Below are 26,966 nucleotides of genomic sequence, written 5' to 3'. Positions count from 1 at the left end.
AAATTCTCAAAATTAGCGGAACGGTTAAGCAAATATGCATAATCTGGACTGGGAAGATCTGCGCCATTTCGCCGCCGTCGCGCGGGCGGGCACCATCGCGGGCGCGGCGCGCGAACTGGGCGTGAATCATTCGACGGTGCTGCGCCGCCTGGACAGCCTTGAACAGGCGCTGGGCGTGCGCCTGTTCGAGCGCCTGCAATCCGGCTATGTGATGACCGCCGCCGGCGAAACGCTGAGCGCCCGCCTCGGCCCCATCGAAGCGGAAATCGGCTCCGCCCAGCGCGAACTGGGCGGCCTGGATGAAGAGCTGCGCGGACCGATCCGCCTCACTACCACGGACACGCTGGCCCATGGCCTGCTGATGCCCATCCTGCACCGCTTCCAGGAGCTGCATCCGGCAGTGCAACTTCAGCTGGTGGTCAACAACAGCTTCCTGAACCTGACCCAGCGCGAAGCCGACATCGCCGTGCGCCCGTCCAATACGCCGCCCGCGAATCTCGTGGGCCGCAAAGCGGGCGTGCTGGCGACGGCCTTCTACGCCTCCCACGCCTACCTGCGCAGCGCCCAGCGTCTGGGCATCGCGCAGGACGACTGGCCCGCCCACCGCTGGGTCGCGCCCGACGAATCGCTGTCCCACCTGGCGATGGCGCAATGGCTGGCCCGGCACGTGCCGCCGCAGCAGTATGCGGTGCGCGCCGATAGCCTGATCACGATGGTGGACGCCGCCCGTCACGGCATGGGCGTATCGCCCCTGCTTTGCCTGCTGGCCGACCGCGAGCGCACGCTGGAGCGCCTGGCCGAGCCGGACCCGCTCTTCCATACCCAGCTGTGGGTACTCACCCATCGCGACCTGCGCAATGTGGCAAGGATCAAGGCGCTCAGCCAGTACCTTTACGAGGAACTGCAGCAAAACGAGCACGTTTTGCCGGCATGATGTACATTGTTTTTTCTTCATCACCCCTGACAACCGTGGAGCTATCATGACCAAGAAAGTGGCCCTCATCGTAGGCAGCCTGCGCAAGGACTCCCTGAACCGCAAATTCGCCAACGAACTGGTGGCGCAAGCGCCGGCGTCGCTGCAGTTCGAATTCGTCGACATCGGCGAACTGCCGCACTACAACCAGGACCTGGACGATGCCAACACGCCGCCGGCTGCCTGGACCGCCTTCCGCGACAAGCTGCGCGCCATGGACGGCGTGGTGTTCTTCACGCCGGAGTACAACCGCGGCATTCCCGGCACGCTGAAAAACGCCATCGACGTCGGTTCCCGCCCATGGGGCAAGAGCATCTGGGCCGGCAAGCCAACCGGCGTGGTGTCCGCCTCCATCGGCGCAGTGGGCGGCTTCGCGGCCAATATGCAGGTGCGCCAGAGCATGGTCACGCTGAATGCGCCGACCATGCCCGGCCCGGAGGTCTACATCGGCAACGGCACCAGCCTGCTCGGCCCGGACGGCCACGTCACCAATGACCAGACCAAGGAAACGCTGAAGAAGTGGGCCGCCGCTTTCGCCAACTGGGTCGAGGCAAACGCACCGAAGGGCTGATGGTAAAATCCGAGCGCGCCTACCCGGCGCGCTTCCCGCCCAACTCTGAGATCCAGACGCCATGCCAGAATTGCTCACGCCTTACGAAAAAGGCAACCAGAACCAGACCACGCTGTGGACCGAATGCATCGCCTTCTACGAAGAACTGGCGCGACGCTTCCCCAACATTCTGAAGTTCGAGCAGGCCGCCGTCTCGGACGCGGGCATTCCCATCCACGTTGGCATCGTCAGCGCGGATGGGGTGTTCGACCGCGAACAGATCAAGCGCGAAGGCCGCACGGTCTTCTTCAACAATAACGGTATCCACCCCGGCGAGCCGGAAGGCATCGACGCCTGCATGGCAATGGTGCGCGACCTGTGCTTCCAGCCGGAGCGCCTGGCAAAGCTGGGCAAGACGGTGCTGCTGTTTGTCCCGATCTATAACGTGGACGGCTGCCTGAACCGCGCCAACACTTCGCGTCCGAATCAGGAAGGCCCGGAACAATTCGGCTTCCGCGGCAACAGCCGCCACCTGGACCTGAACCGCGACTTCATCAAGTGCGACACGCTGAATGCGCAGTTCTTCAACAAGCTGATTACGGCCTGGGACCCGGATGTGATGGTCGATACCCACACCTCCAACGGCGCCGACTACACCTACACCATGACCCTGATCCACACCCAGCCGGACAAGCTGGGCTCGGGCCTCGGTCCATACCTGCGCGAGAAGATGCTGCCGCAGATGTACAAGGACATGGAAGCCGCCGGCTGGCCGACCTGCCCTTACGTGAATCCGGTGCAGGATACGCCGGACGACGGCATCGCCGACTTCCTCGAAGTGCCGCGCTTCTCCACCGGCTTCACCGCCCTGCACAACATCATCGGCTTCATGCCGGAGACGCATATGCTGAAGCCCTTCAAGGATCGCTACGATTCCATGCGCGCCCTGGTGGAAGTGACGCTGGCTTACACCATCGCCAACGCCGAAGAAATCAAAGGCCTGCGCGCCGCCGCCAAAGCTGCGCAGCGCAAGCAGAAGGAATGGGCTGTGACCTGGTCCATGGATGAAGCCAACCCGGCCAAGTTCCACTTCAAGGGCTATGAAGCGAAGCGCCATCCGAGCGTGATCGGCGACTACATCCGCCTGTCCTACGACCGCAGCAAGCCATGGGCGCGCGACATCAACTGGTTCACCCACTTCAAGGCCGACACCGTCATCAAGGCGCCGAAAGCCTATGTGATTCCGCAGGCCTGGCGCGAAGTGATCGAGCGCCTGCAATGGAATGGCGTTGAGATGACCCGCATCGAATCGCCGACCACAGTGCATGCCCAGTATTACCACATCGCCGAGGCGCAACCACGCATTCACGCTTACGAAGGCCATATGTTCCATGACGTGGTGCAGGTCGAGAAGCGCGAAGGCAGCTTCAATCTGAACGTGGGCGACTGGCACGTGTCGCTGGATCAGGACAACGCGCGCTACGCCATCGAAACCCTGGAACCGCAGGCGCACGACAGCTTCTTCCGCTGGGGCTTCTTCAATTCGGTGCTGGAGAAGAAGGAAGCCATCTCCGACTACGTGTTTGAAGACCTGGCGCTGGAAATGCTGCAAAGCGAGCCTGAACTGAAGGCGAAGTTCGAAGCGTGGAAAGAAGCCAATCCTGCGCTGCTGTCCAATCAGGAAGCCGTGCTCCACTTCATCTTCCACAATTGCAAGCGCCACGCGGAGCCAGAATGGCGCCGTTATCCGGTGCTGTCGATTGTGTAAGACGGGGCCATGCACTACGCGCTAAACCTCCGCACTTTCTTCTACAGCCACTACTTCCACCTGGGCCTGCGCTTCGGCGCTGGCCTGGTGGGCATTATCGGGCTGACGCTGTGGGCCTTCGACGTGCACATCGCCATGTCGGTCGGCATCGGCGCGCTGTGCACGGCGCTGATGGACATGCCCGGTCCTCTGCGCCACAAGTTCAACGAGATGATGGCGTCGGTCCTGCTCTGCACGACCGTCACCCTGGTCATCAGCCTGTTCGGCCCCTATTTCTGGCCTTTGATGGCCCTGCTGGTGGCGGTGAGTTTCTTCGCCAGCATGATGGTCGTCTACGGCAAGAAGTCGATGCCGCTGCAACTGGCGACGCTGTTCATCATGACGATGTCGATCGAGCAGACGCTCACGCCTTTGCAGTCCTTTGCGCACGCAGGCCTGTTCCTGCTTGGTGCGCTGGCTTATCTGGCGTATGCAATGGGCGTGGCCTGGACGCTGCGCCACCGCATCAAGCAGCAGGTGCTGGCCGAGGCGCTGTTCGAGCTGGCGGCCTATATCGACATCAAGGCCGATTTCTACGACACGCGCTACAACCTCACCGAGCAGTTCAACAAGCTGGTACGCCATCAGGCTTTGCTGGCCGATCGCCAGCAGGCATCGCGCGATCTGATCCTGCGTTCGCACCAGAATCGCAAGGACGCGATCGTGGTGCAGATCCACGTCTGCATGCTGGATCTGTACGAGCAGATCCTGTCCACGCACACGGACTATGCGCTGCTGCGCAATCATCTGGTCGATTCGCCGTCGCTGAAAACCCTGCACGATCTGGCCTACAAGGCGGCGCGCGATATCGAGTCGGTGGCCTTTGCCGTCACGCGCAAGCGCGCCTCGTTCAGCGAGATCGATTACACGCCGGAGTTCAACGCGCTGGATCGGCAGATCGCCGAGCTGCAAACGGAAGTCGATGCGGGCAAGCCGCGCCAGGAAGCGCTGGCTGTGCTGCGCGCCCAGCGCAACAAGGTGCGCGCAATCGCCACCATGATCGCGGATTTGCATGCCGCTTCACAAAAGGACATGGGCAATACGCCGTATTGGGCGGACATGGACTTGCAGCCCTTCCTGTCGCAGCAGAAGTATGAGCTGGACCTGATGCTGTCGCACTTCCGCTGGGACTCGCCGATCTTCCGCTTCTCGCTGCGCGTATCGATGGCGATCGCGGCGGGGCTGGCAATTGCAGCCATGCTGCCATATCAAGCGCATAGCTACTGGATCATTCTGACTATCGTGATTATTCTGAAGCCCAGCTTCAGCATGACTAAACAGCGCCGCAGCGACCGCATTGTCGGCACGGTGATCGGCTGCATCATCACAGCCATTGTGCTGAAGTTCTTCAATTACGCGCCGGTGCTGCTGGCGGTGCTGATCGCCGCCACGGTGGCGACCTTCACCTTTACCTATCTGCGCTACCGCTATGCGGCGATTGCGGTCAGTGTGATGATTCTGCTGTGGATGTACATCATCTCGCCCGGCGGCGGCATGATTTACGAGCGCCTGGTCGATACCTTTATCGGCGCGGCGATCGCGACGGCCTTCAGCTTCGTGCTGGCGAGCTGGGAGTATCAATCCCTGCCACGTCTGATCCGCGATGTGCTGGACGTGAACCTGCGCTATATGGAAGCCAGCTTCGATCTGCTGCAGGGGAAGCATCGCAACGATTTCATCTACCGCATCCAGCGCAAGCGCCTGATGGACGCGCTGGCGGCGCTCAGCGCGGCGCTGGTGCGCATGCTCGACGAACCGGCCAGCAAGCAGCGCGCGGCTGAGGATATTAATTTGTTCATCGTGCAGAATTATCTGCTCGTCGCCCACGTCGCGGCCTTGCGCGCGATTCTGCGCCGGCATGTGCGGGATATTCCGGCGGGTGAGGTGAACGCCATGCTGGAGCAAAGCCACGAGCAGGTCTACCAAACCCTGACCGTCGCCCTCGCCCGCCACAATGGCATCTCGGCATCAACAGTCGCTCCGTCAGCATCTCCAAGCGCGACGTCGGCGGCCACCGCCAAAGCGGGCCACGCAACAGCCGCCACCTCGGCCAGCGCTTTGGCCAGCGTCCCAGCTGGCGCGGCGGGCGGCGCCGCGGCTGCAACGTCCGCTGGCTGGTCCGTCCCTGGCTGGCCAGGCTGGCCGCTGGTTCAGCGCCGCATCCAGCTGCTGCAGGCCGACGCCGACAAAATCATCGTGCACAGCGAAGCGATCATCCGCAACGTCCAGCCTTAACCGGCGCCGCGCATCGACAGCGCCACACGCGCGGCCGCCAGATCCCAGGCCGCGCATCCAACCGTCTTGAGCAGCACCGGCTCCGCCGTAGCCAGCGGCGGCCCAGTCAGCGCCGCGCTCAGGCCCTGCACGCGCTCCCAATCCACGCCCGCCTGCAGCAGGTCCCCCGCTTCGTGCCGGGCGCCGTGCAGATCATCCACAAATACCCGGCTGGCGCGTACCGTCTCCGCGCCTATCTCCGCCGCTGAAGGCTTGAACGACCCGACAGCAATCAGCAAGCGTCCCGCCCGCGCGGGCAAGGAATAAACCGGCTGCGCGCTCGTTGTCGCCGTAATCACGACATCGACTGCCTCGTCCACCGCGCAAAGATCCGCCGCCGCATAACGTGGTCCACCCGCGCCCGGCAGCAAAACATCCAGCTCCATGCAGAAACGCTCCAGGGAGGCTGCATTGCGCCCTGCCACATCGATTGTGACAGCCGGATACAACGCGGCCAGTGCCTTCGCATGGCTCAGCGCCTGCACGCCCGTCCCAACCAGCAGCACGCGGCGCGGTGCATGGCCCAGCAGCGTTTCAATGCCCAGCATGGACAACGCCGCCGTGCGCCGCTCGGTCACCGTAGCGCCATCCAGAATCAGCCGGATACCGCCATCGGCAGCATCGACCACGCTGAGCTGCCCGGCAATCGTCGGCAATCCACGCTCAGGATTATCCGGTACGACGGAAACGAGTTTGTGGACAGCGATATCCGGCGCCGTTGCAATCATCGACAGCAACATGCCGCCCGCGCGCAGCGGCTGCACCTGCCGCGCCGGACAGGCAATCACACCGCGCGCCAGCTCATCGACCGCCCGCCGCAGTGCTGAAACGAGCGCAGGAAACGGCAGCAGCGCTGCGGTAGCGGCAGAATCGAGCGACTCCCTCATGCATCCTCCTGCTATCATTAGCCGCATGTCACATTGCCAGGGCTGCGGCGCGTGCTGCGCCCTATTCCGCGTATCGTTCTATTGGGGCGAAAGCGACGCGCATCCCGGTGGCTCCGTCCCTCAGCACTTGACGATCCCCGTCACACCCTACCATGTCGCCATGCGCGGCACCGACACCGCTCCTTCGCGCTGTGTCGCGCTGACCGGCGAAGTGGGCGATTGCGTCGGCTGCGAAATCTACGCCCAACGCTCCAGCACCTGCCGCGAATTCAACGAAGGCACTCCCGATTGCAACCGCGCCCGCGCCGCATATGGGCTGTCGCCGATTTAACTGTTTGCTTTGCCAACGGTCCCGAACGATACCCAGTCCTTTTCCATCGACTCCTCAATCTGGCTAAACAGCTGGCTTGCTTCATGAGGTGCGACGGATTCATACTTCAGACGCCGGACCAGCGCCTCAAGCGCCTTGGACTTCTTCCAGAACCAGGCTGACTTCTGCTCGAACCTGAAAACAGTGCTCGCGGTGAGCATCACCGCAGGCAAGGAGGCAAGCGCAGCACGGGTCCACTTGGGCAATTCGTCAAGACCAACCGTCAGGCCTGCAGTAATGCTGGCCACGACGATGACGCCTGAGATGAAGTAAGCACAAAAATAGTTTTGTCTCGCCCAGCGTTTGGCGTCCGCGGCCGCGAGCGAAATTTCACCAAAAATGTCCTGCCCAAGCTGTTCCGGCGAATCGCTCATGCTGAAATCCTCTTCGGTTAAAGTTTGAGTGCGCTAATCTCGCCTGCCGTGATGGCGCTCAGATGTTGGGTGATCTTTTCGATTGGCCAATCCCACCAGGCGATGGCCTCCAGTTCTGCAACAACGTCCGGAGCGAAGCGCTCCTTGATCTGCCTGGCGGGATTGCCGCCGACGATCGAATAGGGTGTGACGTCGGACACGACAACCGAGCGCGATGAGATGATGGCGCCGTTACCGACTTTCACGCCCGGCATGATCAGGCAGTCATAGCCGATCCACACATCGTTGCCGATGACGGTATCGCCCTTGTACGGTAACTCGCCCGGTTGCGGCATAGCCTTTTCCCAGCCGTTCCCGAAAATGAAGAAAGGATAGGTCGATACGCCGGCGGTCTTGTGATTGGCGCCGTTCATGATGAACTTCACGCCGCGCGCGATCGCGCAGAACTTCCCGATCACCAGCTTGTCGCCGATGAAGGGGAAGTGATACAGCACATTACGTTCGAAGTTCTCGGAGTCATCCGGATCGTCGTAATAGGTGTAGTCACCAATGACGATGTTCGGATTGGTGACGGTATTCCTGATGAAGCACACCTGCGGGAAGCCCGCCATCGGGTGCTTGTTCGATGGGTCTGGACCGTTCATGCATAAATACTATCACGCGCAGCAGACGCGGTTCCGGCCGGATTCCTTGGCGCGATAGAGCAGCGCGTCCGCTTTTTGCAGCATGGCTTCGGCGGTGCCGGCGGCGATATCGGCGCACACGCCCATGCTCATGGTGACCTTCAGTTCCGGGTGCACTTCATGCCAGTCGAAATTCTCGATCAGGCTGCGCAGCTTGTCGCATAATGCTGCAGCTTGTGTGCCGGGCGTTTCCGGAAAAGCCATCACGAATTCTTCGCCGCCGTAACGTGCCACCAGATCGGACAGGCGCATGTGATTGCGCAGGATGCTACCAACCTGGCGCAGCACGGAGTCGCCAATCGCGTGCGAATATTTGTCGTTGATTTTCTTGAAGTGGTCGATATCGCAGATCACCAGCGTCAGCGGACGCTTGTGGCGCACGGCCTGGTTGAACAAGGTCGTCGCTTGCTCGTCGAAGTGGCGGCGGTTGTACAGCTGGGTCAAGGCGTCGCGGATACTCAACTCGCGCAGTTGCTCCGCCTGCTGCAGGATGGTCTGATGCGACGCTTCCAGCTCTTCGTGTTTCTGCGCCAGCTGCTCGCTCATTTCATTGAAGGCGCCTGCCAGCTGGGCCACTTCGTCCTTGCCGCGCACGGGCACCTGTTGACGCAGTTCTCCCTTGTGCATCAGGCGCACGGCCCGCGTGAGGCTGCGCACACTGCGCGTCTGGCTCCGGCTGAGCGTCCAGCCGAGGACCAGCGCCAGCACGGCTGCGGCGGCGACGCCTGCCAGCAGGGAGGACTTCATCGCGTCCAGGTACTCCTGCTCCTGGCGCGTGGGCGTCAGCACGCCTTCAGTGGACATGTGCGCGACGGCGCGGCCATCCACCAGGATGGGACGGGAGGTCAGACGCAGCTTCTCAGGCAGCAGTTCGCCGGGATGGAATTGGCCGCCGCCGAGCAGTACACGATAGTCAGCATCAGCCAGGACGAAGCGGAAGCGCGGTTCGCCGGGAGGACCACCAGGCGGCCGAAAGCCACGGCCCGGCGGTCCGTCCGGCGGCGGCGGGCGCGGCCCCGGTGGGCCATCGCGAAGAGCGCCATTCTCGGGTGGGCCGTCCAGCATCGGGCGCAAACCACGCGGGCCATCGCGAGAGGGGCCATCCTCGGGAGGGCCGTCCAGCGTCGGGCGCAAGCGGGGCGGACCATCGTGTGGGGGAGCATCGTCTGGTGGGCCGCCGAGCCGGCGCAGCCCATTCGGCGGTGCGTCGTCCGGCCGGCCGTCCAGGTGGGGACGCAGTTCCGGCGGGCCGTTGCGCGGTGAGTCGGCGTCGGGACCGGCGGCGGCGCCTGCGCGCTGCAAGGCCGCTCGCTGGCCTGTGCGATCCGGCGGCAGAGGCGCCAGATCGCCCTGCTCGCCAGCGGTGCGGCGCACGAAGCTGTCGAAGGATTCGTTGGCGTTGGCGGTCTGCCAGTCGCCGTACTTGGCCAGGTAAGCCGTCATGAAATGGTGGAAGTGCTCTGCCGCCTGATCGCGGCGGATGGCATCGACCTTGTAATTGACCGACACATACGCCAGCCCGCCCACCATTGCCACCGCTGCCAGCCCGGTGAACAGCAAGGCCAGCATCAGCTTTACCCGAACCCGCATGCCTTAACTTCCCAGGTATCGATTGAACCAGCTGATCGTGCGCTGGCGCATATCGCGCAGGTGCTCAGGTTTTTTCATCGAGTGCCCCTCGCCTTCGTAGATCACCAGCGAGGACGGCACGTTCATCGCGCGCAGGCCATGCCAGAACTCCATCGACTGCGCCGGCGGGCATTCCACATCGCGCTCGCCAACAATCACCAGGGTCGGCGTCCTGGCCGACTTGATCGATTCGATCGGCGAGGCAGCGCGATAGACGGCTGGATCGTCATAAGCGGTGGCGCCGAAGAACGGCACCATCCACTGATCGATACCATTCTGGCCGTAGTAGCTGATCCAGTTTGCGATACCTGCGCTGGCCACGGCGGCCTTGAAGCGTTGGCTGTGCGTCACGCCCCACATGGTCATGAAGCCGCCGTAGGAATGGCCCATCAGGCCCAGGCGATTGACATCGATTGGCGCCACCCGAGCGGCCGCATCGACGCCAGCCAGAATATCGCGCAAGTCGCCACCACCGAAATCGCGGCGGTTGGCGCGGGTGAATTCCTGGCCCTGGCCGTAGGAACCGCGTGGATTCGGCATGAACACGAAGTAGCCCGCTTCAATCAGCAAGCGCGCCGTCGGGTTGCCATACTCGCCCGCCGACACATAGCGCGGCGACACGGCCGACGACGGACCGCCGTGCACTTGCACGATCATTGGATACTTCTTGCTCGCATCCACATTGCGCGGGCCGATCAGCCAGCCCTGCACGCTGAAGCCTTCGTTCTGCCAGCTCACATTGCGCACGGAGACTTGCGGCGCAAAGCCTTCGTTGTCATGCGTGATGGTTTGCAGCCTGGCCACAGGACCAGCCACCAGGCGCGGGCCATGTTCGAAGTCCTCCTGCGCCGCCGCAGCCTTGCTGCCGTCGGCGCTGAAGGAGAAACGGCCATCCGAACCCATCGAGCTCACGGCAGCGGACCAGCGCTGTTCGGCTTTGCCCGATTTGGCGTCAATCGACACCAGCGCCGTCTGGTCGCCCAGCAGCGCGCTGCCTACCAGCTGATTGCCGCGCCATGCGATGCCGTTGAACGTGCCCTTGAAGCCAGGCGTGAGATTGACCGGTTCGCCGCCAGCCAGCGGCACCGTCCAGATATCGCCGCCCACCACGCCGAAGTCGCTCATCAAGCCGCCGATGTAGGCCACGGTCTTGCCGTCGGCCGACACGCGCGGCATGTTCAGCTGCGTGCCCGGCGAGGCGATCACGCGCAGCGCGCCGGTGGCCGCATCCACGTAGGTCAGCTTGGCTACCCACCAATTGTTATCGCCATTGCCTTTGGCGCTGGTGGACACGAAGCCTTTACCGTCCGGCGTCCAGTCGTATTCATAGACAAAGGTATCCTCAGGCGACAGCAGCTTCAGCGTGCCGCCGCTGGCAGGAATGACGCCGATGCGCTGCGCATCTTCATCCGAACCAATTTCACCGATCTGGCGCGCTCCGGCCGAGGTGGCGCCAGTCTCTTTCTTCGCACCGATGGTGGCCAGCAGGGACAGCGTTTTGCCGTCCGGCGACCAGCGCGCGGTGCTGGCGACGCCTTTCAGCGTCAGCAGCGGCTGGGTCTTGTCTTTGCCGGCGACGAACAGCATGGCGGTACCCGCCTTGCTTTCGGTGCCGACGAAGGCGACCTGTTTGCCGTCCGGCGACCAGCTCGGGCGGTCGTAATTACAGGCGGCGCAGGGATCGTATTCGTTGAGGACCTTGCCGCTGGCCGCATCGCGCACCACCACAGTGGCGTGCGGGCGCTTGTCGGCGGCATTGCTGTCCAGGGATTCCAGCGACACGAGGCGGTCACCGGCGGGGGAGATGGCGACTGCGCGGTATTCGCGCAGTGCCTGACGATCTTGCTCACTGCTTGCCTGGGCAATCGCTCCAGACAAAATGGCCGTGGCCAGGAAGGTTGTTTGGGCGATTGCTTTCAGCTGCATGAACTTACACCTTTTTGAGTCGCGAGTTGTGAATGCCGTAGAAGAAGTAGGTTAGCACCGCCACGATCATCCATACAGTAAAGATTACCTTGGTGGCGTGGGAAAGGTTAATCATCAGATAAGCGCAGGCGGCGATGCTCAGCGCCGGCACGAAGTAAGGGCCGAACGGCACGCGGAAGCCGCCTTTCGTTGGCAAGCCCGCCTTGTGGTCCTTGGAGCGCAGCACCGGCACCGCGATCGACACGATGATGAAGGCGGTCAGGGTGCCCATCGAGACCATATCCCACAGGAAGGTGGAATCGACCAGGCCGGCCACGATACCCACCACGATGGATACGATCAGCGTGTTGGCCACCGGCGAGTGCGTTTTCGGGTTCACGGTCTGGAAAGCCTTCGGCACCAGGCCGTCCTTGGCGATCGCGTACAGGATGCGGGTCTGGCCGTAAATGGTCACCAGCGTCACGGAGAAAACGGAGATCACCGCACCGGCCGACAGCACCAGCGCGGGCCAGGCTTTGCCCGTCACGTTCTGCAGGATCACGGCAAGGCCGGCAGCCTGGCCTTCAAACATGTGCGCCGGCTGCGCGCCCATCGCAGCGATCGCCACCAGCATATAGAACACCGTCACGATCGCCAGCGCGCCCAGGATGCCGACGGGGACATTGCGCTTAGGATTGCGCACTTCTTCGCCCGCCGTGGCAATCGTGTCCAGGCCGATGAAGGAGAAAAACACCGTGCCTGCCGCCGCTGCGATGCCGGACACGCCCGGCACCAGCTCACCCGGCGTCATTTTCAGGAAGGGGTGGAAGTTGTTGATATCAAAACCCTTCAGCGCGATCGCGGAGAAGAAGATCAGAATCGCCAGCTTGATCATCACCATGATGGCATTGGTGGTCGCCGATTCCTTGGTACCGCGGATCAGCAGGATGCAGCACAAGGCCACCAGGATCATCGGCGGCAGGTTGAAGTGGTTCAGGTTATAGATCGTGCCTTCCGCCGTCGACACGATCATCGGCGAACGCAATGCCTCGGGAATCTGCCAGCCAAAGGCATTGATGAGGAAGTTGTTCAGATAGTCCGACCAGCCGATCGCCGTGGCACTGGCGGCCAGGCCGTACTCCAATAGTAAACAGAAGGCGACGATGAAGGCCAGGAACTCGCCCACCGTGCTGTAGGCGAAAGAGTAGGCGGAACCGGAAGCGGGGATGCGGAAGGACAGCTCGGCGTAGCACAGCGCGGTCAGGCCCGCGGTCAGTGCCGCCAGCAGGAAGGAAAGGATCACCGAAGGACCGGCCTTGGGCACAGCTTCCACCATGGTGAAGAAGATACCGGTGCCGATGGTGGCGCCGACGCCGATCATGGTCAGCGAGAACAGGCCGATGGAGCGGCTGAGTCCTGTGTCGTGCAGGCTCTCGGCGGCCGCGCCGCCCGATCCGACCGGTTTGGTACGGGTCAGTTTCTGTACCAGCGTTTGGTTCACAGATTTTCCTTGGGTAAATGCAGCCGCCACGCCGGTTGTGCCGCCGCGCCCTGCTTATTTTCTACGGTCAAAAAAACTTAGCGATTATAGGGCTTCCCGCGACCACCGCCAGCGTATTTTGTGGGTGGCTTTACAACAGATAGCGACGGTTTACTGAGGCTTTTGTTTTACCTATGAAACCACGATTTTTATTTGGAACAAAACCCTAGCGCTCCGGGATTTGTCTGCTATATTTCAATCACATTACAACTCATATATAAACCCTTGTTTTATATATGAAACTTAACGAGACAGATGATGATTGAGATTGAATTCCGCAATGTCGGCAAGAGCTTCATCGACCGGCAAACTTCCCAACCGCGCGCCGCGGTCAGTAACCTGAACATCTCCATCCGCAGCGGAGAAGTCGTTTCAATCATCGGTCCGTCCGGCTGCGGAAAATCCACTCTTCTGAATATGGGCGCCGGCTTGTATATGCCGACCGTGGGCGAGGTCTATGTCGGCGGCCAGCTGGTCACGCGCCCGGTGCGCAAAGTAGCCTTCATGCTGCAGAAGGATCTGCTGATGCCGTGGCGTTCCATCCGCGCCAATGTGGCGCTGGGCCTGGAGATCGATGGCGTCGGCGCCAAAGAGCGCCAGCGTGTGGCGGACGACCTGCTCGCCAAATGCCACCTGAAAGGATTCGAGGACCATTTCCCCTTCCAGCTTTCCGGCGGCATGCGCCAGCGCGCGGCGCTGGCCCGCACGCTGGCCGTCGATCCGCAAGTGCTGCTGCTGGACGAGCCCTTCTCCGCGCTGGATGCGCAGACCAAGATGATCCTGCAGCAGGACCTCGCCAAGATGCTGCACGAGAAGCGCAAGACGGCCCTGTTCATCACCCACGACCTGATCGAAGGCATCGCCCTGTCCGACCGCCTGCTGGTGATGAGCGAGCGCCCCGGCAGCATCATCGAAGAAATCGAAGTGAACCTGCCGCACCGCGACAACCCGCTGGAGCGCCGCAAGCTGCCCGAGATCGGCCCGCTGGCCGGCCGCCTGATGGAACTGCTCAAGGTGGGCAAGGACCAGGAAGCGGAATTGCATTAACCGACACGATCATCGACCAGGAGTGAAAGTATGAGCATGAAAAAGATTCTCGCCTCTCTCGGCTGCGCAATGGCCGTCACAAGCGCCCTGCCTGCCATGGCAGCCCCGGAAGAAATCACCTACCTGCTGCCGGCCCCGCCGAATACCGTGGCCTTTGCACCGTGGATGATCGCGCAGCAGAAGGGCTATTACGCGGAAGAGAACCTGAAGGTGACCTTCGTGGCAGCCAAGGGTGGCGTCGACGTGGCGAAGCAGATCGGCGCCGGCAATGCCGTCATCGGCGGCGCGATTGGCGATACCCCGATCATCGTGCGTGCCAACGGCGTGCCGGTGAAAGCCATCGCCGTGCTGGGTGCGGGTTCGCTGACCATGGTAGGCGTGCACAAGGACGAAGGCATCAAGGACCTGAAAGACCTGAAGGGCAAGACCGTCACCGTGATGTCCTACACCGACACCACCTACTACGCACTGCTGGGCAATATGAAGAGCATTGGCCTGGGCAAGAGCGATGCAGCAATCCAGGCGGCAGGGCCTTCCGGCGTGTGGCAGATTTTCGCAGGCGGCAAATCGCAGGCGCTGGCCGGCGTGCCTGACTGGATCGTGAGCGCCACCGATGCGGGTGCCAAGGTCGAGATCCTGGAAACCAACGGCTTCAAGAGCATGGCCCAGGCCATCATCGCTTCCGATGAAACCATCAAGACCAAGCCGGAACTGCTGAAGCGCCTGGTGCGCGCCACTCTGCGCGGCATGGAAGACATCATGAAAGATCCGAAGGCCGCCACCGCAACTTATGTCGCCGCCGTGCCTGCATACAAGGGCAAGGAAGCCAGCATCGAGCAGATCTTCAACCTGTACCGCAAATACGTGTACGCGAACCAGCAGCCGGTCGGCCAGATCGACGCGGCGCGCATGGAGAACGTGCAGAAGTTCTATGTCAGCGAAGGCATCGTCAGCAAGGCTGCTGCCGTCAACGACCTGTTCACCAACCAATTCGTAGGCACCGCACGCTAATGAATACCGCAACGACAACCGTTTCAACCCCGGCCATGAGCGCGCCAAAATCCCGCCCGCTGCTGAACGACTCGGCCCGCACCGTGATCGGCAGCCTGCTGGTACTGGTGGTGTTCCTCTCGGCCTGGCAATGGGGACCGGCCTGGCTGGGCATGCCGGAGTTCATCCTGCCTAACTTCTCGCGCGTGCTGCAGGAATCCGTCGCCATGTGGCACAACAGCGACCTGCTGCACCACTTCGGCGTAACCGCGATGGAAGTGGTGGCCGGCTTCGTGCTGGGTTCCCTGCTTGGACTCGCCGTCGGCGTGGCACTGGGCCTCTCGCCGCGCGCCGAAGCCATGCTGTCGCCTTACATTCTGGCGCTGCAGATTGCACCCAAGGTCGCGTTTGCGCCGCTGTTCGTGATGTGGCTGGGTTATACCGTGTATCCGAAGATCCTGGTCGCTGTGCTGATCGTGTTCTTCCCGGTGATGATCAATGTACTGTCCGCGATCCGCACCGTGGACCCGGACATGGTCAACCTGGTGCGCACCCTGAACGCCAGCCGCTGGCAGATCTTCCACCTGGTTGAATTCCGATCCGCCATGCCGGCGCTGTTCTCCGGCCTGCGCATCGCTTCCACGCTGGCAGTGATCGGCGTGACGGTCGGCGAACTGGTTGGCGGCAACCAGGGCCTGGGCTTCCTGCTGGTGGATGGCGAAGGCCAGGGCAATACGGCTGCCGTCTTCGTCGCCATCTGCGCACTGACCCTGACCGGCATCGTGACCTACGCCGCCGTCGTATGGGCCGAGCGCCGTGTGCTGCACTACCTGCCGAAACTGTCGAAGTAAGGAGAACGCAATGTCCGATACTTCCAAACTCCTCGCCGGCCGCCGCGTACTGGTGACCGGCTCGGCACGTGGCCTGGGCCTGGCGTTTGCCACGGCGATCGCCGAAGCCGGCGCCACCGTCGCCATGGCCGACATCCTGCGCGATGTGCTGGACGACAGCGTGGCCGCATTGCAGGCGCGCGGCCTGCAGGTATGCGGCTTCCCGCTGGATATGGCCGATCCGGCTTCCATCGAAAGCTGCGCCACCGCCGCCATCGCCAGGCTGGGCGGCCTGGATGGCCTGGTCAACAACGCCGCCATCACCAATTCCGGCGGCCGCTCGTCGCAGCAGCTCGAAATCGATATGTGGGACAAGGTGATGCAGGTGAACGTGCGCGGTACCTGGCTGATGACCAATGCCTGCCTGCCGGCGCTGCGTGCATCCGGCAACGGCGCCATCGTCAACCTGGCTTCCGACACGCCGCTGTGGGGCGCGCCGAACCTGCTGGCCTACGTAGCAAGCAAGGGCGCCGTGATCGGCATGACCCGTTCGCTGGCCCGCGAAGAAGGTCCCAACAACATCACCGTCAACGCCATCGCGCCGGGCCTGACCAAGGTGGAAGCGACCGAATACGTACCCGCCCAGCGCTACCAGCACTACCAGGATGGCCGTGCCCTGCAACGCCTGCAGGTGCCGGACGACGTGACGGGCGCCGTGCTGTTCGCGCTGTCCGGCCTGTCGCGCTTCATCACCGGCCAGGTCCTTGCCGTCAACGGCGGCTTTGTAATGAATTGAGATCACAGGAGCTAAACAAATGACCGACGTATCCGAACAAAAGCAGATCAAACGCAGCTGGGACCAGCCGCAAGGCGCCTCCTTCGAGCAGTGGATGAATACCCGCATCGCGCGCTTCTCGACCCGCAAGTACGACTGGAATGCGCTGAAATTCCAGGCCGACTACGATCCGAAATACCGCCGCGCACAGATGCGCTATATCGGCACCGGCGGCACCGGCGTCGCTTCGGACACCAGCACCATCCCGTCCGAGCACTTCACCTTCTCGACCATGATCATCCCGGCCGGCCACGAGGGTCCGCCGCACGTGCACGTCGATGTGGAAGAGGTTTTCTTCGTCCTGCGCGGCAAACTGAAACTGGTGCTGGAGAAGGACGGTGAGCGCTATGAAACCATCCTGACCGACCGCGATGTGGTGTCGATCCCGCCGGGTGTCTACCGCGAAGAGATCAATATCGGCGAAGAAGATGCGCTGATGTGCGTGATGCTGGGCGCCCAGAAGCCGATCACGCCGACGTATCCGCCTGAGCATCCATTGGCGTCGATCAAGCGAGGCTGAGATGAATTTCCCAAGCGCCCAATTCCATGCCACCGCCGCTGCGGATGGCCTGCAGCACGCGCTGTCGCTGCTGGACAGCCATTTCCCGGAAAAGCTGGCCGCCGTTGATGGCGGCGTAGTGAGCTACCGCGAAATGGCAGCCGGTGCCGATGCAGCGCTGCCGGTCGTCGTCCTGCTGCACGGCATCGGCTCGGGCGCAGCATCCTGGCTGCCTTGCGCGCTGGACCTGGCCCGCAACGCCCGCGTCATTGCGTGGAATGCGCCCGGATACGGCAATTCGGACCGGCTGCCGGCTGCACGCCCTGCGGCGGCCGCTTATGCGGCGCGCCTGCGCCAGTTGCTGGACGCCCTCGGCATCAAGCGCTGCACGCTGGCCGGCCACTCGCTCGGCGCGATGATGGCAAGCGCTTTCGCCGGCGCCAACGCGGGCATGCTGGAACGCCTGGTTCTGCTCAGCCCTGCCCGTGGCTACGGCATCGCCGGCCGCCTGGAACAGGGCACGCAGGTGGCACGCGAGCGCCTGTCCACGCTGGGTGAACTTGGGGTACACGGCCTGGCCACGCAGCGCTCGGCGCGCCTGGTGTCCGGGCAAGCCGACACGCTGCAGCGCGACTGGGTGCGCTGGAATATGGCGCAACTGCGCGCCGACGGCTACACGCAAGCCGTGCACCTGCTGTGCGGCGACGCCATCGAGAACTATGCACCGGCCGTGCCGGGTGCGGTGTGGTGCGGCAGCGCCGACCGCATCACCACGCCGGAAGACAGCCGCGCGGTAGCCGAACGTTTCGGCCTGCCCTTCGCGCTGATCGAGAACGCAGGTCACGCCTGCTATGTCGAACAGCCGGGCATCGCGGCAGCAGCAATCCTTCAACATTAATCGGGGACCACTTCAAATGACCAACAAGCCTGAAGCCGCAGAAGACGACAACAGCGAACGCTACACCGTGCCTGGCCTGGAACGCGGCCTGCGCCTGCTGTGCGAATTCAATCGCCAGGAAAAGACCTTGTCCGCACCTGAACTGGCCAAGCGCCTTGACGTGCCGCGTTCCACCGTATTCCGCCTGCTCACGACACTGGAACGTATGGGCTTCGTGGAGCGCAGCGAAAGCGGCCGCGATTACCGCCTCGGCATGGCAGTGCTGCGCCTGGGCTTCGAATACCTGGCGTCGCTGGAGCTGACCGAGATCGGCCGTCCGCTGCTGGAACGCCTGCGCGACGTGATCGGCTACTCCACCACGCTGGTGGTGCGCGACGGCCGCTCCATCGTGTACGTCGCCAAGTCCGTGATGCCGACGCCTTTCGTCAGCTCCGTGAATGTCGGCACCCGCCTACCCGCCCACGCCACGGTACTGGGCCGCGTGCTGCTGGAGGACCTGACCTTGCCGCAGCTGCGCGAGCTGTATCCGGAAGAGCACCTGCAGGCCTATTCCGAGCGCACCCCTGCCACCGTGCTGGATCTGTTCAATATGGTGCAGCAGGACCGCGAACGTGGCTACGTGCTGGAAGAAGGCTTCTTCGAGCGCGGCATTTCCACCGTGGCAGCGCCGGTGCGCGACCGCAGCGGCAAGGTTGTCGCCGCGCTGGGCGCCACCATCCCCGGCCCTCATATCGACGCCGGCCAGATGCAGCGCATCATCACCGAGGTGTGCGCCAACGCCGCCGAGATGTCGCGCCTGCTGGACCACGCCCCTGCGCAAGGCGCGCAGGTCGTGAACATGTTCCAGCGCTAAGGAGTACAGCATGAGCATGACCAACCTGACAGGACGAGTGGCCGTGGTGACGGGCGGTTCGTCCGGCATCGGCTACGCCACCGTCGAATTGCTGCTGCAGTCCGGCGCCGCTGTGGCGCTGTGCGGCCGCGATGCCGAGCGCCTCGATGGCGCTGCCGCCAAGCTGTGCGCCGCATATCCGCAAGCGCGCATCTTCGCCCGCACCTGTGACGTCCTGGCGCCGGCACAAGTCAACGAATTTGCCACTGCGGTCGAACGCGAGCTGGGCGCCGTATCCATGCTGGTCAACAACGCCGGCCAGGGCCGCGTCTCGACCTTTGCCGATACCAGCGACGCCGCATGGGCAGAGGAGCTGCAACTGAAGTTCTTCTCGGTGCTGAACCCGACGCGCGCCTTCCTGCCGCAATTGCGCCGCGCGCCCGGCCAGGCCTCCATCGTTTGCGTGAACTCCCTGCTGGCCGTCCAGCCAGAGCCGCACATGGTCGCCACTTCCGCCGCACGCGCCGGTGTTCATAACCTGGTGCGCTCGCTGGCCACCGAATTCGCGCCGGATGGCATTCGTGTCAACGGCATCCTGATTGGACTGGTCGAATCCGGCCAGTGGCGCCGCCGCTATGAAGCGCGGCTCGCCGAAGAAAACGCCATGAGCTGGGACGACTGGACCGCCCGCCTGGCGCAGAAAAAACAGATCCAGCTCGGCCGCCTTGGCCTTCCGGAAGAAGCAGCACGCGCCATTGTGTTCCTGGCCTCGCCACTCTCTTCCTACACCACGGGCAGCCATATCGATGTTTCCGGAGGACTTGCACGCCATGCCTAAGCAAAAAATTACCGTCGGTGCCGCCATTGCGGCCTTCCTTGAACAGTGTGGCGTCAAAGCTGCCTTCGGGGTGATTTCCATCCACAATATGCCGATCCTCGATGCATTCGGTGAGCGCGGCCAGATCCGCTTCGTGCCGGCACGCGGCGAAGCGGGCGGCGCCAATATGGCCGACTCCTATGCCCGCACCACCGGCGGCCTGGGTGTCTGCCTGACCAGCACCGGCACCGCGGCAGGCAATGCGGCAGGCGCCATGGTCGAAGCGCTGACCGCCGGCACGCCGCTGCTGCACCTGACCGGCCAGATCGAAACGCCTTACCTGGACCGCAGCCTGTCCTATATCCACGAAGCGCCGGACCAGTTGACCATGCTGAAGGCCGTATCGAAAGCCGCCTTCCGCATCCGCAGCACCGAGACTGCACTGGGCACGGTCAAGCAGGCAGTCCAGATCGCGCTGACGCCGCCAATGGGTCCGGTCAGCGTCGAGATCCCGATCGACATCCAGGCTGCCCTGATCGACATGCCGGCCGACTTCAAGCCACTGCCGATCCAGCGCAACGAACCGTCCGAACACGCGCTGGACGAACTGGCGGCAAAGCTGAAGCAGGCCAAGCGTCCCATGCTGTGGCTGGGCGGCGGTTCGCGCGGCGCCGCGGCGCAGGTCAAGCGCCTGATCGACATGGGCTTCGGTGTGGTGACCACCACCCAGGGCCGCGGCGTGGTGGCGGAAGACGATCCACGTTCGCTGGGCGCCTTCAACCTGCACAAGCCGGTGGAGAATTTCTACCAGGAGTGCGACGCCATGCTGGTGGTCGGCTCCCGCCTGCGCGGCAATGAAACGCTGAAGTATGAGCTGAAGCTGCCGCGTCCCCTGTTCCGCATCGACGCCGATCCGGCTGCCGAAGGCCGCTGCTACGAAAGCGACTACTTCGTGTGCGGCGATTCCGAACTGGCGCTGAAAGGCCTGGCCGACCGCCTGGAAGGTAAGATGAACATCGATCCGTCCCACATCAAGCGCCTGCAGCAGGCGCGCGATACGGCCGTTGCTGGCCTGGTCGATGGCCTCGGCCCTTACAGCGCGCTGGTCGACCAGCTGCAACAGGCTGCGGGCCGCAACTTCAACTGGGTGCGCGACGTCACCGTGTCCAACTCGACCTGGGGCAACCGCTACCTGCGCGTATTCGATCCGCTGGCCGGCGTGCATGCACTGGGCGGCGGTATTGGGCAGGGCCTCGCAATGGGTATTGGCGCGGCCATCGGCGCAGCCGTGACCGGATCGGGCAAGAAGACCTTCACCCTGGCTGGCGACGGTGGCTTCATCCTGAACCTGGGCGAACTGGCAACGGCCGTGCAGGAACAGGCCGACATGGTCATCGTGCTGATGAACGACAAGGGTTATGGCGTGATCAAGAACATCCAGGACGTGCAGTACGGCGGCCGCCGCCACTACGTCGACCTGCACACGCCGGATTACGCCGAGCTGTCGCATTCGCTGAAGCTCCGCCACGTGCGTATCAGCAGCCTGGCGGAAGCCGGCGACGCGCTGCGCAAGGCGCTGTCGGAAAAAGGCCCCTTCCTGCTGGAAGTGGACATGCTGTCGATCGGCAGCTTCAAGACTGCGTTCGCAGGTCCTCCGGTAAAGGCGGCCGAACCAGTTGCGGCGACGGCTTAAGGAGCGAAGCATGCTGCATGTATCGATGATCGGTTGCGGCGCCATTGGCATCGGCGTGATGGACCTGCTGAAGAGCGATCCCGAAGTGTCTTTCGACCTGGTGATCGTGCCGGAAGCGGCGCTCGAAACGGCAAGCGAAACCGTGCGCGCCCTGGTGCCGACCGCCCGCGTGGCCTGCCGCCTGAACGGCGAACGTCCTGACCTGCTGATCGAATGTGCCGGCCACAAGGCCATCGAGGAGCACATTCTGCCTGCGCTGGAAGCCGGTATCCCGTGCATGGTGGTGTCCGTGGGTGCGCTGTCCGAACCTGGCCTGGCCGAAAAGCTGGAACAGGCGGCGCAGCGCGGCAAGACCCAGGTGCAGCTGCTGTCCGGCGCCATCGGCGCCATCGATGCGCTGGCTGCGGCCCGCATCGGCGGCCTGGAAAAGGTCGTGTACACCGGCCGCAAACCACCGCGCGCCTGGAAGGACACGCCGGCCGAGCGCGAGTTCGATCTCGACGCACTGACTGAAGCCGCCGTGATTTTCGAGGGCACGGCACGCGAAGCGGCGCGCCTGTTCCCGAAGAACGCCAATGTGGCGGCCACGCTGTCGCTGGCCGGCCTTGGCCTCGACCATACGCAGGTACGCCTGCTGGCCGATCCTGGCGTCGACGAGAACGTGCACCACGTGGAAGCTTCCGGCGCCTTCGGCAACCTGGAACTGACCATGCGCGGCAAGCCGCTCGCTGCCAATCCCAAAACCTCCGCGCTGACCGTGTTCAGCGTGGTGCGCGCCCTGAACAACCGCGCACATGCCCTGTCGATTTGAGAGACACAAATGGACCTGACTAAAGACCAATTGATTTGCGTGGCAGGCGAATGGCGCAAAGGCGGCGGCGACCGCTACGCGACGCTCTACCCGGCCACCGGCGAAGCCGTGACCTGGCTGCACGCAGCCAGCGTGGCGGACGCCAACGAAGCCATCGAACGCGCCGACCAAGCCTTCCGCACCAGCGGCTGGGCACAGCGCAAACCGCATGAACGTGCAGCAGTACTGAACCGCGTGGCCCATCTGATTCGTGAAGAGGCCGAGGATCTGGCGCAGCTGCAGCGCCTGGACAACGGCAAGCCGATCACCGAAACGCGCAATCTGGTGGCCAGCGCTGCCGCCACTTTCCAGTTCTTTGCCGCCGCTTGCGAAACGCTGGAAGAAACCATTACCCCGGCGCGCGGCGACAACCTGACGATGAGCGTCTACGAACCGATGGGCGTCGTTGCCGCCATCACGCCGTGGAATTCGCCCATCGCCAGCGAAGCGCAAAAGATCGCGCCGGCGCTGGCGGCAGGTAACGCGGTCGTCGTGAAACCTGCCGAGGTGACGCCTATGCTGGCCCTCGAACTGGCCCGCATCTGCATTGAAGCTGGTGTGCCGGCTGGCCTGATCAGCGTCCTGCCGGGCAAAGGCTCGGTGATTGGCGACGCGATCACGCTGCACCCGCTGGTCAAGCGCGTGTCCTTCACTGGCGGCACCAGCACCGGCAAGCATATCGCCCACATCGCCGCCGACAAGATGATGCCGGTGTCGCTGGAACTTGGTGGAAAGTCGCCGACCATCGTGTTCGAAGATGCTGACCTGGACCACGCCGTAGCAGGTGTGCTCTATGGGATCTTCAGTTCTTCGGGCGAATCCTGCATTGCCGGTTCGCGCCTGTTCGTGGCACACGGCATCTATGACGCCTTCATGGAACGACTGGCCGCGGGCGCCGCTGCCCTGCGGGTTGGCGATCCCGCCGACGAACGCACCCAGCTTGGCCCGCTGATTACCGCGCGCCATCGCGACAGCATCGAGTCCTATGTCGCGCTGGGCGTGTCCGAAGGTGGCCGGGTGCGCACTGGTGGCATGCGTCCGCAAGGCGCGGCTTTCGAGAAGGGCAACTACTACCTGCCGACCATCATCGAGGATGTGACTAACCAGATGCGCATCTGCCAGGAAGAGATCTTTGGCCCTGTGCTGGTGGTCATGCCTTTCAGCAGCGAAGAAGACCTGATCGAACAGGCAAACGACAGCGTGTATGCACTGGCAGCCGGTATCTGGACGCAGGACTACAAAAAAGCCTGGCGTTTCGCACGCGCCGTCCAGGCGGGCAATGTGTGGATCAACACTTATAAGCAGTTTTCCATCTCGACCCCGTTCGGCGGCTGGCGCGACAGCGGCCTGGGACGCGAAAAGGGCCGCCTGGGCATCCTGCAGTACATGGAACAGAAAAGCGTCTACTGGGGCATGAACGACATGCCGCTGCCGTGGGCTAACGGAGGAGCGAAATAATGGACGTACTGGGTATCGACGAAATCACCTACGGCGCGGATGACCTGCCGGCCTGCAAGCGCTTCTTCAGCGACTGGGGCCTGCAACTGAAGGACGAAAGCGACGCAGCGCTGGTGTTCGAAACGCTGAACGGCTGCCGCGTGATCGTGCGCCGCAGCGACGACTCTGCACTGCCGGCCGCCATCGAAGCCGGTCCGACGCTGCGCGAAGTGGTGTGGGGCGTATCGTCCGCCGAAGTGATCGAGCGCTTCAGCAACCGCATGCGCGCCCTGCCCGGATTCACCGCCAGCGGCGAGCGCGTGGGCTGCACCGATCCGAACGGTCTGGCCGTGCGCTTCCAGGTCACACGCAAGCACAATGTCAGCGTCGAATGCGCCAAGATGAACACCTGGAACGACAAGCCGCGCATCAATGAGCGCAGCCCGGCCTATGAACGCGCCACGCCGATCGAAGTTGGCCACGTGGTCTTTTTCGTGAAGGATGTCGCGGCCTGCGAAGCCTTCTACCGCGAGCACTTCGGCTTCGTGCCATCCGACCGATATCCGGGCCGCGGCGCCTTCCTGCGCTGTGCCGATGTGGGCGGCCACCACGACCTGTTCCTGCTCCAGACGCCTGATCCGAAGGCTGGCCTGAACCATGTGGCCTTCACCGTGCGCGATATCCACGAAGTCTTCGGCGGTGGAATGAACATGTCCCGCCACGGCTGGGACACGCAGCTCGGCCCTGGCCGCCATCCGATTTCGTCCGCCTACTTCTGGTACTTCAAGAACCCGGCCGGTGGCCTGATTGAATACTACGCCGACGAAGACCAGCTGGACGAGCACTGGGAGCCGCGCGAATTCGAACCCGGCCCCACCGTGTTCGCCGAGTGGGCCATCGAAGGCGGCATCGACGGCAATACCCGCCGCCAGCGCAATGCCAAAGGCCCGGACGGCAAGTTCCTGACCGATAAACCAAAAAATTGAACGGAGACCATCATGCAAGAACGCTACCTGAAAGTACACCAGTCGCGGCGCCGCGAACCAACGCCTTACGAGGACCTGTTGGGCGACTCCATCGAGCGCGGCTTCGCTGCCGGCATTACCGAGCTGTCCGCCCTGGTCGCACACCTGAACCGCCAGGGACCGAACTACCCGAACGGCGGAGAGTGGACCGTCGAAGGATACCAGGCCGAAATCGCGCGCCTGGCCGCTGAATGCTGATCGAGAAGGAATCGTCATGAGAACCGTAGCAAACGACCCGGTTGAAGCCGTCCTGAACGCGGGCCTGAAAGACCTGTGGTATCCGATCTGCCCTTCCCACTTTGTCGGCGAGCGTCCCGTATCCCTGCGCCGGCTTGGCCAGAAATTCGTGCTGTGGCGCGAATCGAATGGCGCCTTGCACGCATTGGAAGATCATTGCCCACACCGCGGCGCGCCGCTGTCAAAGGGCATTGCGCTGGGCGACCGCATCGCCTGCGGCTACCACGGCGTGCAAATCCGCTTCGACGGCGTCGTGACCAGTGTTCCCGGCAGCCCTGGCTGCAAACTGGAAGGTTCCAAAGCCACCCGCCGCTTCCACGTCAAGGAAGCTGCCGGCGCCATCTTCCTCTTCAACGCCAGCAAGGACGTGGACGAACCGCCACCACTGAACCTGCCTGCGGAACTGAGCAACAACGAAGAGTATTCGCACTTCCTGTGCTACGCCGAATGGAGCGGCGGCTACCGCTACGCGCTGGACAATGTGCTGGACCCGATGCACGGCACCTTCCTGCACAAGCAGTCGCACACCATGGCCGAAGGCGAATCGACCGCCACCTTCCGCGTGCGTGACACCGATACAGGCTTCGTCTTCGAGAAGGAAGGCCAGCGCGACGTGAACTTCGACTGGACCGAGTGGGGCGAAACCGGCGTGCACTGGATGCGCCTGGAGATCCCGTATCCGAAAACTGGCGGCCCTGGCGGCAACTTCATCATCGTTGGCGGCTATTCTCCGATCGAAGAGAACGCGAGCGCCATCTTCTTCTGGCGAGTACGCAAGGTGCAGGGCTGGCAGCGCGACACCTGGCGCTTCCTGTACAAGAATCGCCTGGAGGCGCGCCACTGGCACGTGCTGGAACAGGACCGCGAGATCCTGGAAGCGATGGAACCAGATGCCAATCAGCGCGAGATGCTGTACCAGCACGATATGGGCATCGTCCGCCTGCGCCGCCACCTGCGCAACCTGGCCAAGGAACAACTGGCCGCCGAAGAGAAGCAAAGCTGATTCACGGGAGTTCGCATCATGAGCAACAGCCAACAGATCACAGTGCGCGTACAGCAGATGCGCTTCGAGGCCAACGGCATCGTCAGCGTGGAGCTGGTGTCGCCGGAGGGAGCCGACCTGCCGCCGTTTTCGGCCGGCGCCCACATCGACCTGCACCTGCCGAATGGCGTGGTGCGCAGCTACTCGCTGTCGAATTCACCGATGGAGCGCCAGCGCTATGTGATCGGCGTGCTGCACGACCGTAACAGCCGCGGTGGCTCGCGCTACGTGCATGAACAGCTGCGCGTTGGTTCGGCCATCCAGATCGGCACGCCGCGCAACAACTTCCCGCTGGAGACATCGGCGCCGCACACGGTCCTGATCGCGGGCGGCATTGGCATCACGCCGATCTATTGCATGTTCAATGAGCTGCTGCGCCAGGGTAAATCGGTGGAGTTGTTCTATTGCTCGCGCAGCCGCGGCGAGGCCGCCTTCGTGCAGCAGCTGAGCGCTGATGGCCGTGTGCGGACTCACTTCAACGATGAAGCGGGTGGCGTGCCGGACCTGCGCGCCTTCCTGGCAAGCAAACCGTCGAGCGCGCACTTCTACTGCTGCGGTCCGACGCCGATGCTGAATGCTTTCGAACAGTTCTGCGAAGAGCTTGAGTTGCCTAACGTGCATATCGAACGCTTCGCCGCTGCGGAACCAGTGGTTGCCATGCAGTCGGATTCCTACGAATGCGAGCTGGCGCAGTCGAAGAAGATCGTGCTGGTCCCTTCCGGGAAATCGCTGCTGGATGCTCTGCTTGATGCGGGCATCCCGGTCGATCACAGCTGCCGCGAGGGCGTGTGCGGGTCCTGCGAAACGGCCGTCATCGACGGCCAGATTGAACACCGCGATGGCGTGCTCACAAAAGCGGAGCGCACCTCGGGCAAGACCATGATGGTCTGCGTTTCAGGCTGCAGTGGCCGCAAGCTCGTACTAGACCTGTAAGCCGTTTTT

At 63.2% G+C, this 26,966-nt stretch carries 26 protein-coding genes; 20 read left to right on the top strand and 6 right to left on the bottom strand.

From position 1 onward, the window contains the following. The first annotated feature begins 34 nt into the window (after positions 1-34). The 4 genes from AB4Z19_RS11605 (at position 35) to AB4Z19_RS11590 (ending at position 5,565) form a co-directional block, all read left to right on the top strand. Positions 35-934 carry a LysR family transcriptional regulator gene (locus AB4Z19_RS11605; RefSeq protein WP_442021784.1) on the top strand — a complete coding sequence of 300 codons (900 nt, stop codon included), beginning with the start codon at positions 35-37 and terminating at the stop codon, positions 932-934. A 46-nt stretch (positions 935-980) separates the two neighbouring features. Continuing rightward, on the top strand, positions 981-1,544 hold the full coding sequence (locus AB4Z19_RS11600) for an NADPH-dependent FMN reductase (protein ID WP_442021782.1): 564 nt from the start codon (positions 981-983) through the stop codon (positions 1,542-1,544). Between the two features lie 61 nt (positions 1,545-1,605). Further along, entirely contained in the window at positions 1,606-3,291 is a 1,686-nt protein-coding gene (locus AB4Z19_RS11595) for a M14 family zinc carboxypeptidase (protein ID WP_442021780.1), read from the top strand. Positions 3,292-3,300: 9 nt separating this feature from the next. Next, on the top strand, positions 3,301-5,565 hold the full coding sequence (locus tag AB4Z19_RS11590) for an FUSC family membrane protein (RefSeq protein ID WP_442021778.1): 2,265 nt from the start codon (positions 3,301-3,303) through the stop codon (positions 5,563-5,565). On the opposite strand, the gene lhpI is transcribed toward AB4Z19_RS11590, so the two are convergent. After that, positions 5,562-6,491, bottom strand: coding sequence for a bifunctional Delta(1)-pyrroline-2-carboxylate/Delta(1)-piperideine-2-carboxylate reductase (lhpI, locus tag AB4Z19_RS11585; protein WP_442021776.1), 930 nt, complete (start codon positions 6,489-6,491; stop codon positions 5,562-5,564). The two genes, AB4Z19_RS11590 and lhpI, sit on opposite strands and share 4 nt — an antisense overlap. Before the next feature lie 25 nt (positions 6,492-6,516). On the opposite strand from lhpI, the gene AB4Z19_RS11580 reads away from it, so the two are divergent. Next, positions 6,517-6,822 carry a YkgJ family cysteine cluster protein gene (locus AB4Z19_RS11580; RefSeq protein WP_442021774.1) on the top strand — a complete coding sequence of 102 codons (306 nt, stop codon included), beginning with the start codon at positions 6,517-6,519 and terminating at the stop codon, positions 6,820-6,822. Here AB4Z19_RS11580 and AB4Z19_RS11575 read toward each other — a convergent pair. Genes AB4Z19_RS11575 through AB4Z19_RS11555 form a run of 5 tightly spaced genes read right to left on the bottom strand, consistent with a single transcriptional unit; the run spans position 6,819 to position 12,953 of the window. Continuing rightward, positions 6,819-7,235 carry a hypothetical protein gene (locus AB4Z19_RS11575; RefSeq protein ID WP_442035301.1) on the bottom strand — a complete coding sequence of 139 codons (417 nt, stop codon included), beginning with the start codon at positions 7,233-7,235 and terminating at the stop codon, positions 6,819-6,821. The two genes, AB4Z19_RS11580 and AB4Z19_RS11575, sit on opposite strands and share 4 nt — an antisense overlap. 17 nt (positions 7,236-7,252) lie before the next feature. Next, positions 7,253-7,879: a Vat family streptogramin A O-acetyltransferase gene (locus AB4Z19_RS11570; protein ID WP_442021770.1), complete on the bottom strand. Its 627-nt coding sequence runs from the start codon at positions 7,877-7,879 to the stop codon at positions 7,253-7,255. A 12-nt stretch (positions 7,880-7,891) separates the two neighbouring features. After that, complete coding sequence (locus tag AB4Z19_RS11565) at positions 7,892-9,508, bottom strand: diguanylate cyclase (RefSeq protein ID WP_442021768.1); 1,617 nt, start codon at positions 9,506-9,508, stop codon at positions 7,892-7,894. A 3-nt stretch (positions 9,509-9,511) separates the two neighbouring features. Then, entirely contained in the window at positions 9,512-11,473 is a 1,962-nt protein-coding gene (locus AB4Z19_RS11560) for a S9 family peptidase (RefSeq protein WP_442035300.1), read from the bottom strand. Positions 11,474-11,477: 4 nt separating this feature from the next. Beyond that, positions 11,478-12,953, bottom strand: a complete 1,476-nt coding sequence (locus AB4Z19_RS11555; RefSeq protein ID WP_442035299.1) for an APC family permease — start codon at positions 12,951-12,953, stop codon at positions 11,478-11,480. Between the two features lie 297 nt (positions 12,954-13,250). Between AB4Z19_RS11555 and AB4Z19_RS11550 the strand changes: the two genes are divergently transcribed. From AB4Z19_RS11550 to AB4Z19_RS11480, 15 genes are read left to right on the top strand one after another with little or no spacing between them, the layout of a single operon-like run. Next, positions 13,251-14,039 carry an ABC transporter ATP-binding protein gene (locus AB4Z19_RS11550; protein ID WP_442026225.1) on the top strand — a complete coding sequence of 263 codons (789 nt, stop codon included), beginning with the start codon at positions 13,251-13,253 and terminating at the stop codon, positions 14,037-14,039. A 36-nt stretch (positions 14,040-14,075) separates the two neighbouring features. Beyond that, on the top strand, positions 14,076-15,050 hold the full coding sequence (locus AB4Z19_RS11545; RefSeq protein ID WP_442035403.1) for an ABC transporter substrate-binding protein: 975 nt from the start codon (positions 14,076-14,078) through the stop codon (positions 15,048-15,050). Between the two features lie 35 nt (positions 15,051-15,085). Then, on the top strand, positions 15,086-15,880 hold the full coding sequence (locus AB4Z19_RS11540) for an ABC transporter permease (RefSeq protein WP_442026222.1): 795 nt from the start codon (positions 15,086-15,088) through the stop codon (positions 15,878-15,880). 10 nt (positions 15,881-15,890) lie between these two features. Then, a complete protein-coding gene (locus AB4Z19_RS11535; protein ID WP_442026221.1) occupies positions 15,891-16,655 on the top strand; it encodes an SDR family oxidoreductase in 765 nt (254 codons plus the stop codon). Positions 16,656-16,674: 19 nt separating this feature from the next. Then, positions 16,675-17,214: a cupin domain-containing protein gene (locus AB4Z19_RS11530; protein ID WP_442026220.1), complete on the top strand. Its 540-nt coding sequence runs from the start codon at positions 16,675-16,677 to the stop codon at positions 17,212-17,214. A gap of 1 nt (position 17,215) precedes the next feature. Then, complete coding sequence (locus tag AB4Z19_RS11525) at positions 17,216-18,091, top strand: alpha/beta fold hydrolase (RefSeq protein ID WP_442026219.1); 876 nt, start codon at positions 17,216-17,218, stop codon at positions 18,089-18,091. Positions 18,092-18,107: 16 nt separating this feature from the next. After that, positions 18,108-18,944, top strand: a complete 837-nt coding sequence (locus tag AB4Z19_RS11520) for an IclR family transcriptional regulator (RefSeq protein ID WP_442026218.1) — start codon at positions 18,108-18,110, stop codon at positions 18,942-18,944. 10 nt (positions 18,945-18,954) lie between these two features. Beyond that, positions 18,955-19,761, top strand: coding sequence for an SDR family oxidoreductase (locus tag AB4Z19_RS11515; RefSeq protein ID WP_442035298.1), 807 nt, complete (start codon positions 18,955-18,957; stop codon positions 19,759-19,761). Continuing rightward, positions 19,754-21,433 (top strand): thiamine pyrophosphate-binding protein, encoded by a 1,680-nt coding sequence (locus AB4Z19_RS11510; protein WP_442035297.1) that lies wholly within the window; start codon positions 19,754-19,756, stop codon positions 21,431-21,433. Before AB4Z19_RS11515 ends, AB4Z19_RS11510 begins: the two co-directional genes overlap by 8 nt. A 10-nt stretch (positions 21,434-21,443) precedes the next feature. After that, complete coding sequence (locus AB4Z19_RS11505; protein WP_442029384.1) at positions 21,444-22,244, top strand: aspartate dehydrogenase; 801 nt, start codon at positions 21,444-21,446, stop codon at positions 22,242-22,244. A gap of 9 nt (positions 22,245-22,253) precedes the next feature. Continuing rightward, on the top strand, positions 22,254-23,741 hold the full coding sequence (locus AB4Z19_RS11500) for an aldehyde dehydrogenase (protein ID WP_442035296.1): 1,488 nt from the start codon (positions 22,254-22,256) through the stop codon (positions 23,739-23,741). Further along, positions 23,741-24,706 (top strand): VOC family protein, encoded by a 966-nt coding sequence (locus AB4Z19_RS11495; RefSeq protein ID WP_442025295.1) that lies wholly within the window; start codon positions 23,741-23,743, stop codon positions 24,704-24,706. The genes AB4Z19_RS11500 and AB4Z19_RS11495 overlap by 1 nt, the downstream gene beginning before the upstream one ends. 12 nt (positions 24,707-24,718) lie before the next feature. Then, positions 24,719-24,943, top strand: coding sequence for a recombinase-like helix-turn-helix domain-containing protein (locus tag AB4Z19_RS11490; protein WP_442025296.1), 225 nt, complete (start codon positions 24,719-24,721; stop codon positions 24,941-24,943). Positions 24,944-24,959: 16 nt separating this feature from the next. Further along, a complete protein-coding gene (locus tag AB4Z19_RS11485; protein ID WP_442025297.1) occupies positions 24,960-25,985 on the top strand; it encodes a Rieske 2Fe-2S domain-containing protein in 1,026 nt (341 codons plus the stop codon). Between the two features lie 18 nt (positions 25,986-26,003). Further along, the gene (locus tag AB4Z19_RS11480) at positions 26,004-26,957 is read left to right on the top strand and encodes a PDR/VanB family oxidoreductase (RefSeq protein WP_442025298.1); all 954 of its coding nucleotides are present in this window, start codon (positions 26,004-26,006) and stop codon (positions 26,955-26,957) included. The last annotated feature ends 9 nt before the right edge of the window (positions 26,958-26,966 follow it).

Source organism: Pseudoduganella sp. RAF19 (assembly GCF_052114165.1).
Lineage (GTDB): Bacteria > Pseudomonadota > Gammaproteobacteria > Burkholderiales > Burkholderiaceae_D > Rugamonas.
This window is presented reverse-complemented; position numbering and strand designations above follow the sequence as displayed.

Excerpts from the sequence above, each read along its gene's own strand:
- AB4Z19_RS11605 (WP_442021784.1), top strand. The coding sequence starts at position 35 with ATGCATAATCTGGACTGGGAAGATCTGCGCCATTTCGCCGCCGTCGCG.
- AB4Z19_RS11600 (WP_442021782.1), top strand. The coding sequence starts at position 981 with ATGACCAAGAAAGTGGCCCTCATCGTAGGCAGCCTGCGCAAGGACTCC.
- AB4Z19_RS11595 (WP_442021780.1), top strand. The coding sequence starts at position 1,606 with ATGCCAGAATTGCTCACGCCTTACGAAAAAGGCAACCAGAACCAGACC.
- AB4Z19_RS11590 (WP_442021778.1), top strand. The coding sequence starts at position 3,301 with ATGCACTACGCGCTAAACCTCCGCACTTTCTTCTACAGCCACTACTTC.
- lhpI (WP_442021776.1), bottom strand. The coding sequence starts at position 6,491 with ATGAGGGAGTCGCTCGATTCTGCCGCTACCGCAGCGCTGCTGCCGTTT.
- AB4Z19_RS11580 (WP_442021774.1), top strand. The coding sequence starts at position 6,517 with ATGTCACATTGCCAGGGCTGCGGCGCGTGCTGCGCCCTATTCCGCGTA.
- AB4Z19_RS11575 (WP_442035301.1), bottom strand. The coding sequence starts at position 7,235 with ATGAGCGATTCGCCGGAACAGCTTGGGCAGGACATTTTTGGTGAAATT.
- AB4Z19_RS11570 (WP_442021770.1), bottom strand. The coding sequence starts at position 7,879 with ATGAACGGTCCAGACCCATCGAACAAGCACCCGATGGCGGGCTTCCCG.
- AB4Z19_RS11565 (WP_442021768.1), bottom strand. The coding sequence starts at position 9,508 with ATGCGGGTTCGGGTAAAGCTGATGCTGGCCTTGCTGTTCACCGGGCTG.
- AB4Z19_RS11560 (WP_442035300.1), bottom strand. The coding sequence starts at position 11,473 with ATGCAGCTGAAAGCAATCGCCCAAACAACCTTCCTGGCCACGGCCATT.
- AB4Z19_RS11550 (WP_442026225.1), top strand. The coding sequence starts at position 13,251 with ATGATTGAGATTGAATTCCGCAATGTCGGCAAGAGCTTCATCGACCGG.
- AB4Z19_RS11545 (WP_442035403.1), top strand. The coding sequence starts at position 14,076 with ATGAAAAAGATTCTCGCCTCTCTCGGCTGCGCAATGGCCGTCACAAGC.
- AB4Z19_RS11540 (WP_442026222.1), top strand. The coding sequence starts at position 15,086 with ATGAGCGCGCCAAAATCCCGCCCGCTGCTGAACGACTCGGCCCGCACC.
- AB4Z19_RS11535 (WP_442026221.1), top strand. The coding sequence starts at position 15,891 with ATGTCCGATACTTCCAAACTCCTCGCCGGCCGCCGCGTACTGGTGACC.
- AB4Z19_RS11530 (WP_442026220.1), top strand. The coding sequence starts at position 16,675 with ATGACCGACGTATCCGAACAAAAGCAGATCAAACGCAGCTGGGACCAG.
- AB4Z19_RS11525 (WP_442026219.1), top strand. The coding sequence starts at position 17,216 with ATGAATTTCCCAAGCGCCCAATTCCATGCCACCGCCGCTGCGGATGGC.
- AB4Z19_RS11520 (WP_442026218.1), top strand. The coding sequence starts at position 18,108 with ATGACCAACAAGCCTGAAGCCGCAGAAGACGACAACAGCGAACGCTAC.
- AB4Z19_RS11515 (WP_442035298.1), top strand. The coding sequence starts at position 18,955 with ATGAGCATGACCAACCTGACAGGACGAGTGGCCGTGGTGACGGGCGGT.
- AB4Z19_RS11510 (WP_442035297.1), top strand. The coding sequence starts at position 19,754 with ATGCCTAAGCAAAAAATTACCGTCGGTGCCGCCATTGCGGCCTTCCTT.
- AB4Z19_RS11505 (WP_442029384.1), top strand. The coding sequence starts at position 21,444 with ATGCTGCATGTATCGATGATCGGTTGCGGCGCCATTGGCATCGGCGTG.
- AB4Z19_RS11500 (WP_442035296.1), top strand. The coding sequence starts at position 22,254 with ATGGACCTGACTAAAGACCAATTGATTTGCGTGGCAGGCGAATGGCGC.
- AB4Z19_RS11495 (WP_442025295.1), top strand. The coding sequence starts at position 23,741 with ATGGACGTACTGGGTATCGACGAAATCACCTACGGCGCGGATGACCTG.
- AB4Z19_RS11490 (WP_442025296.1), top strand. The coding sequence starts at position 24,719 with ATGCAAGAACGCTACCTGAAAGTACACCAGTCGCGGCGCCGCGAACCA.
- AB4Z19_RS11485 (WP_442025297.1), top strand. The coding sequence starts at position 24,960 with ATGAGAACCGTAGCAAACGACCCGGTTGAAGCCGTCCTGAACGCGGGC.
- AB4Z19_RS11480 (WP_442025298.1), top strand. The coding sequence starts at position 26,004 with ATGAGCAACAGCCAACAGATCACAGTGCGCGTACAGCAGATGCGCTTC.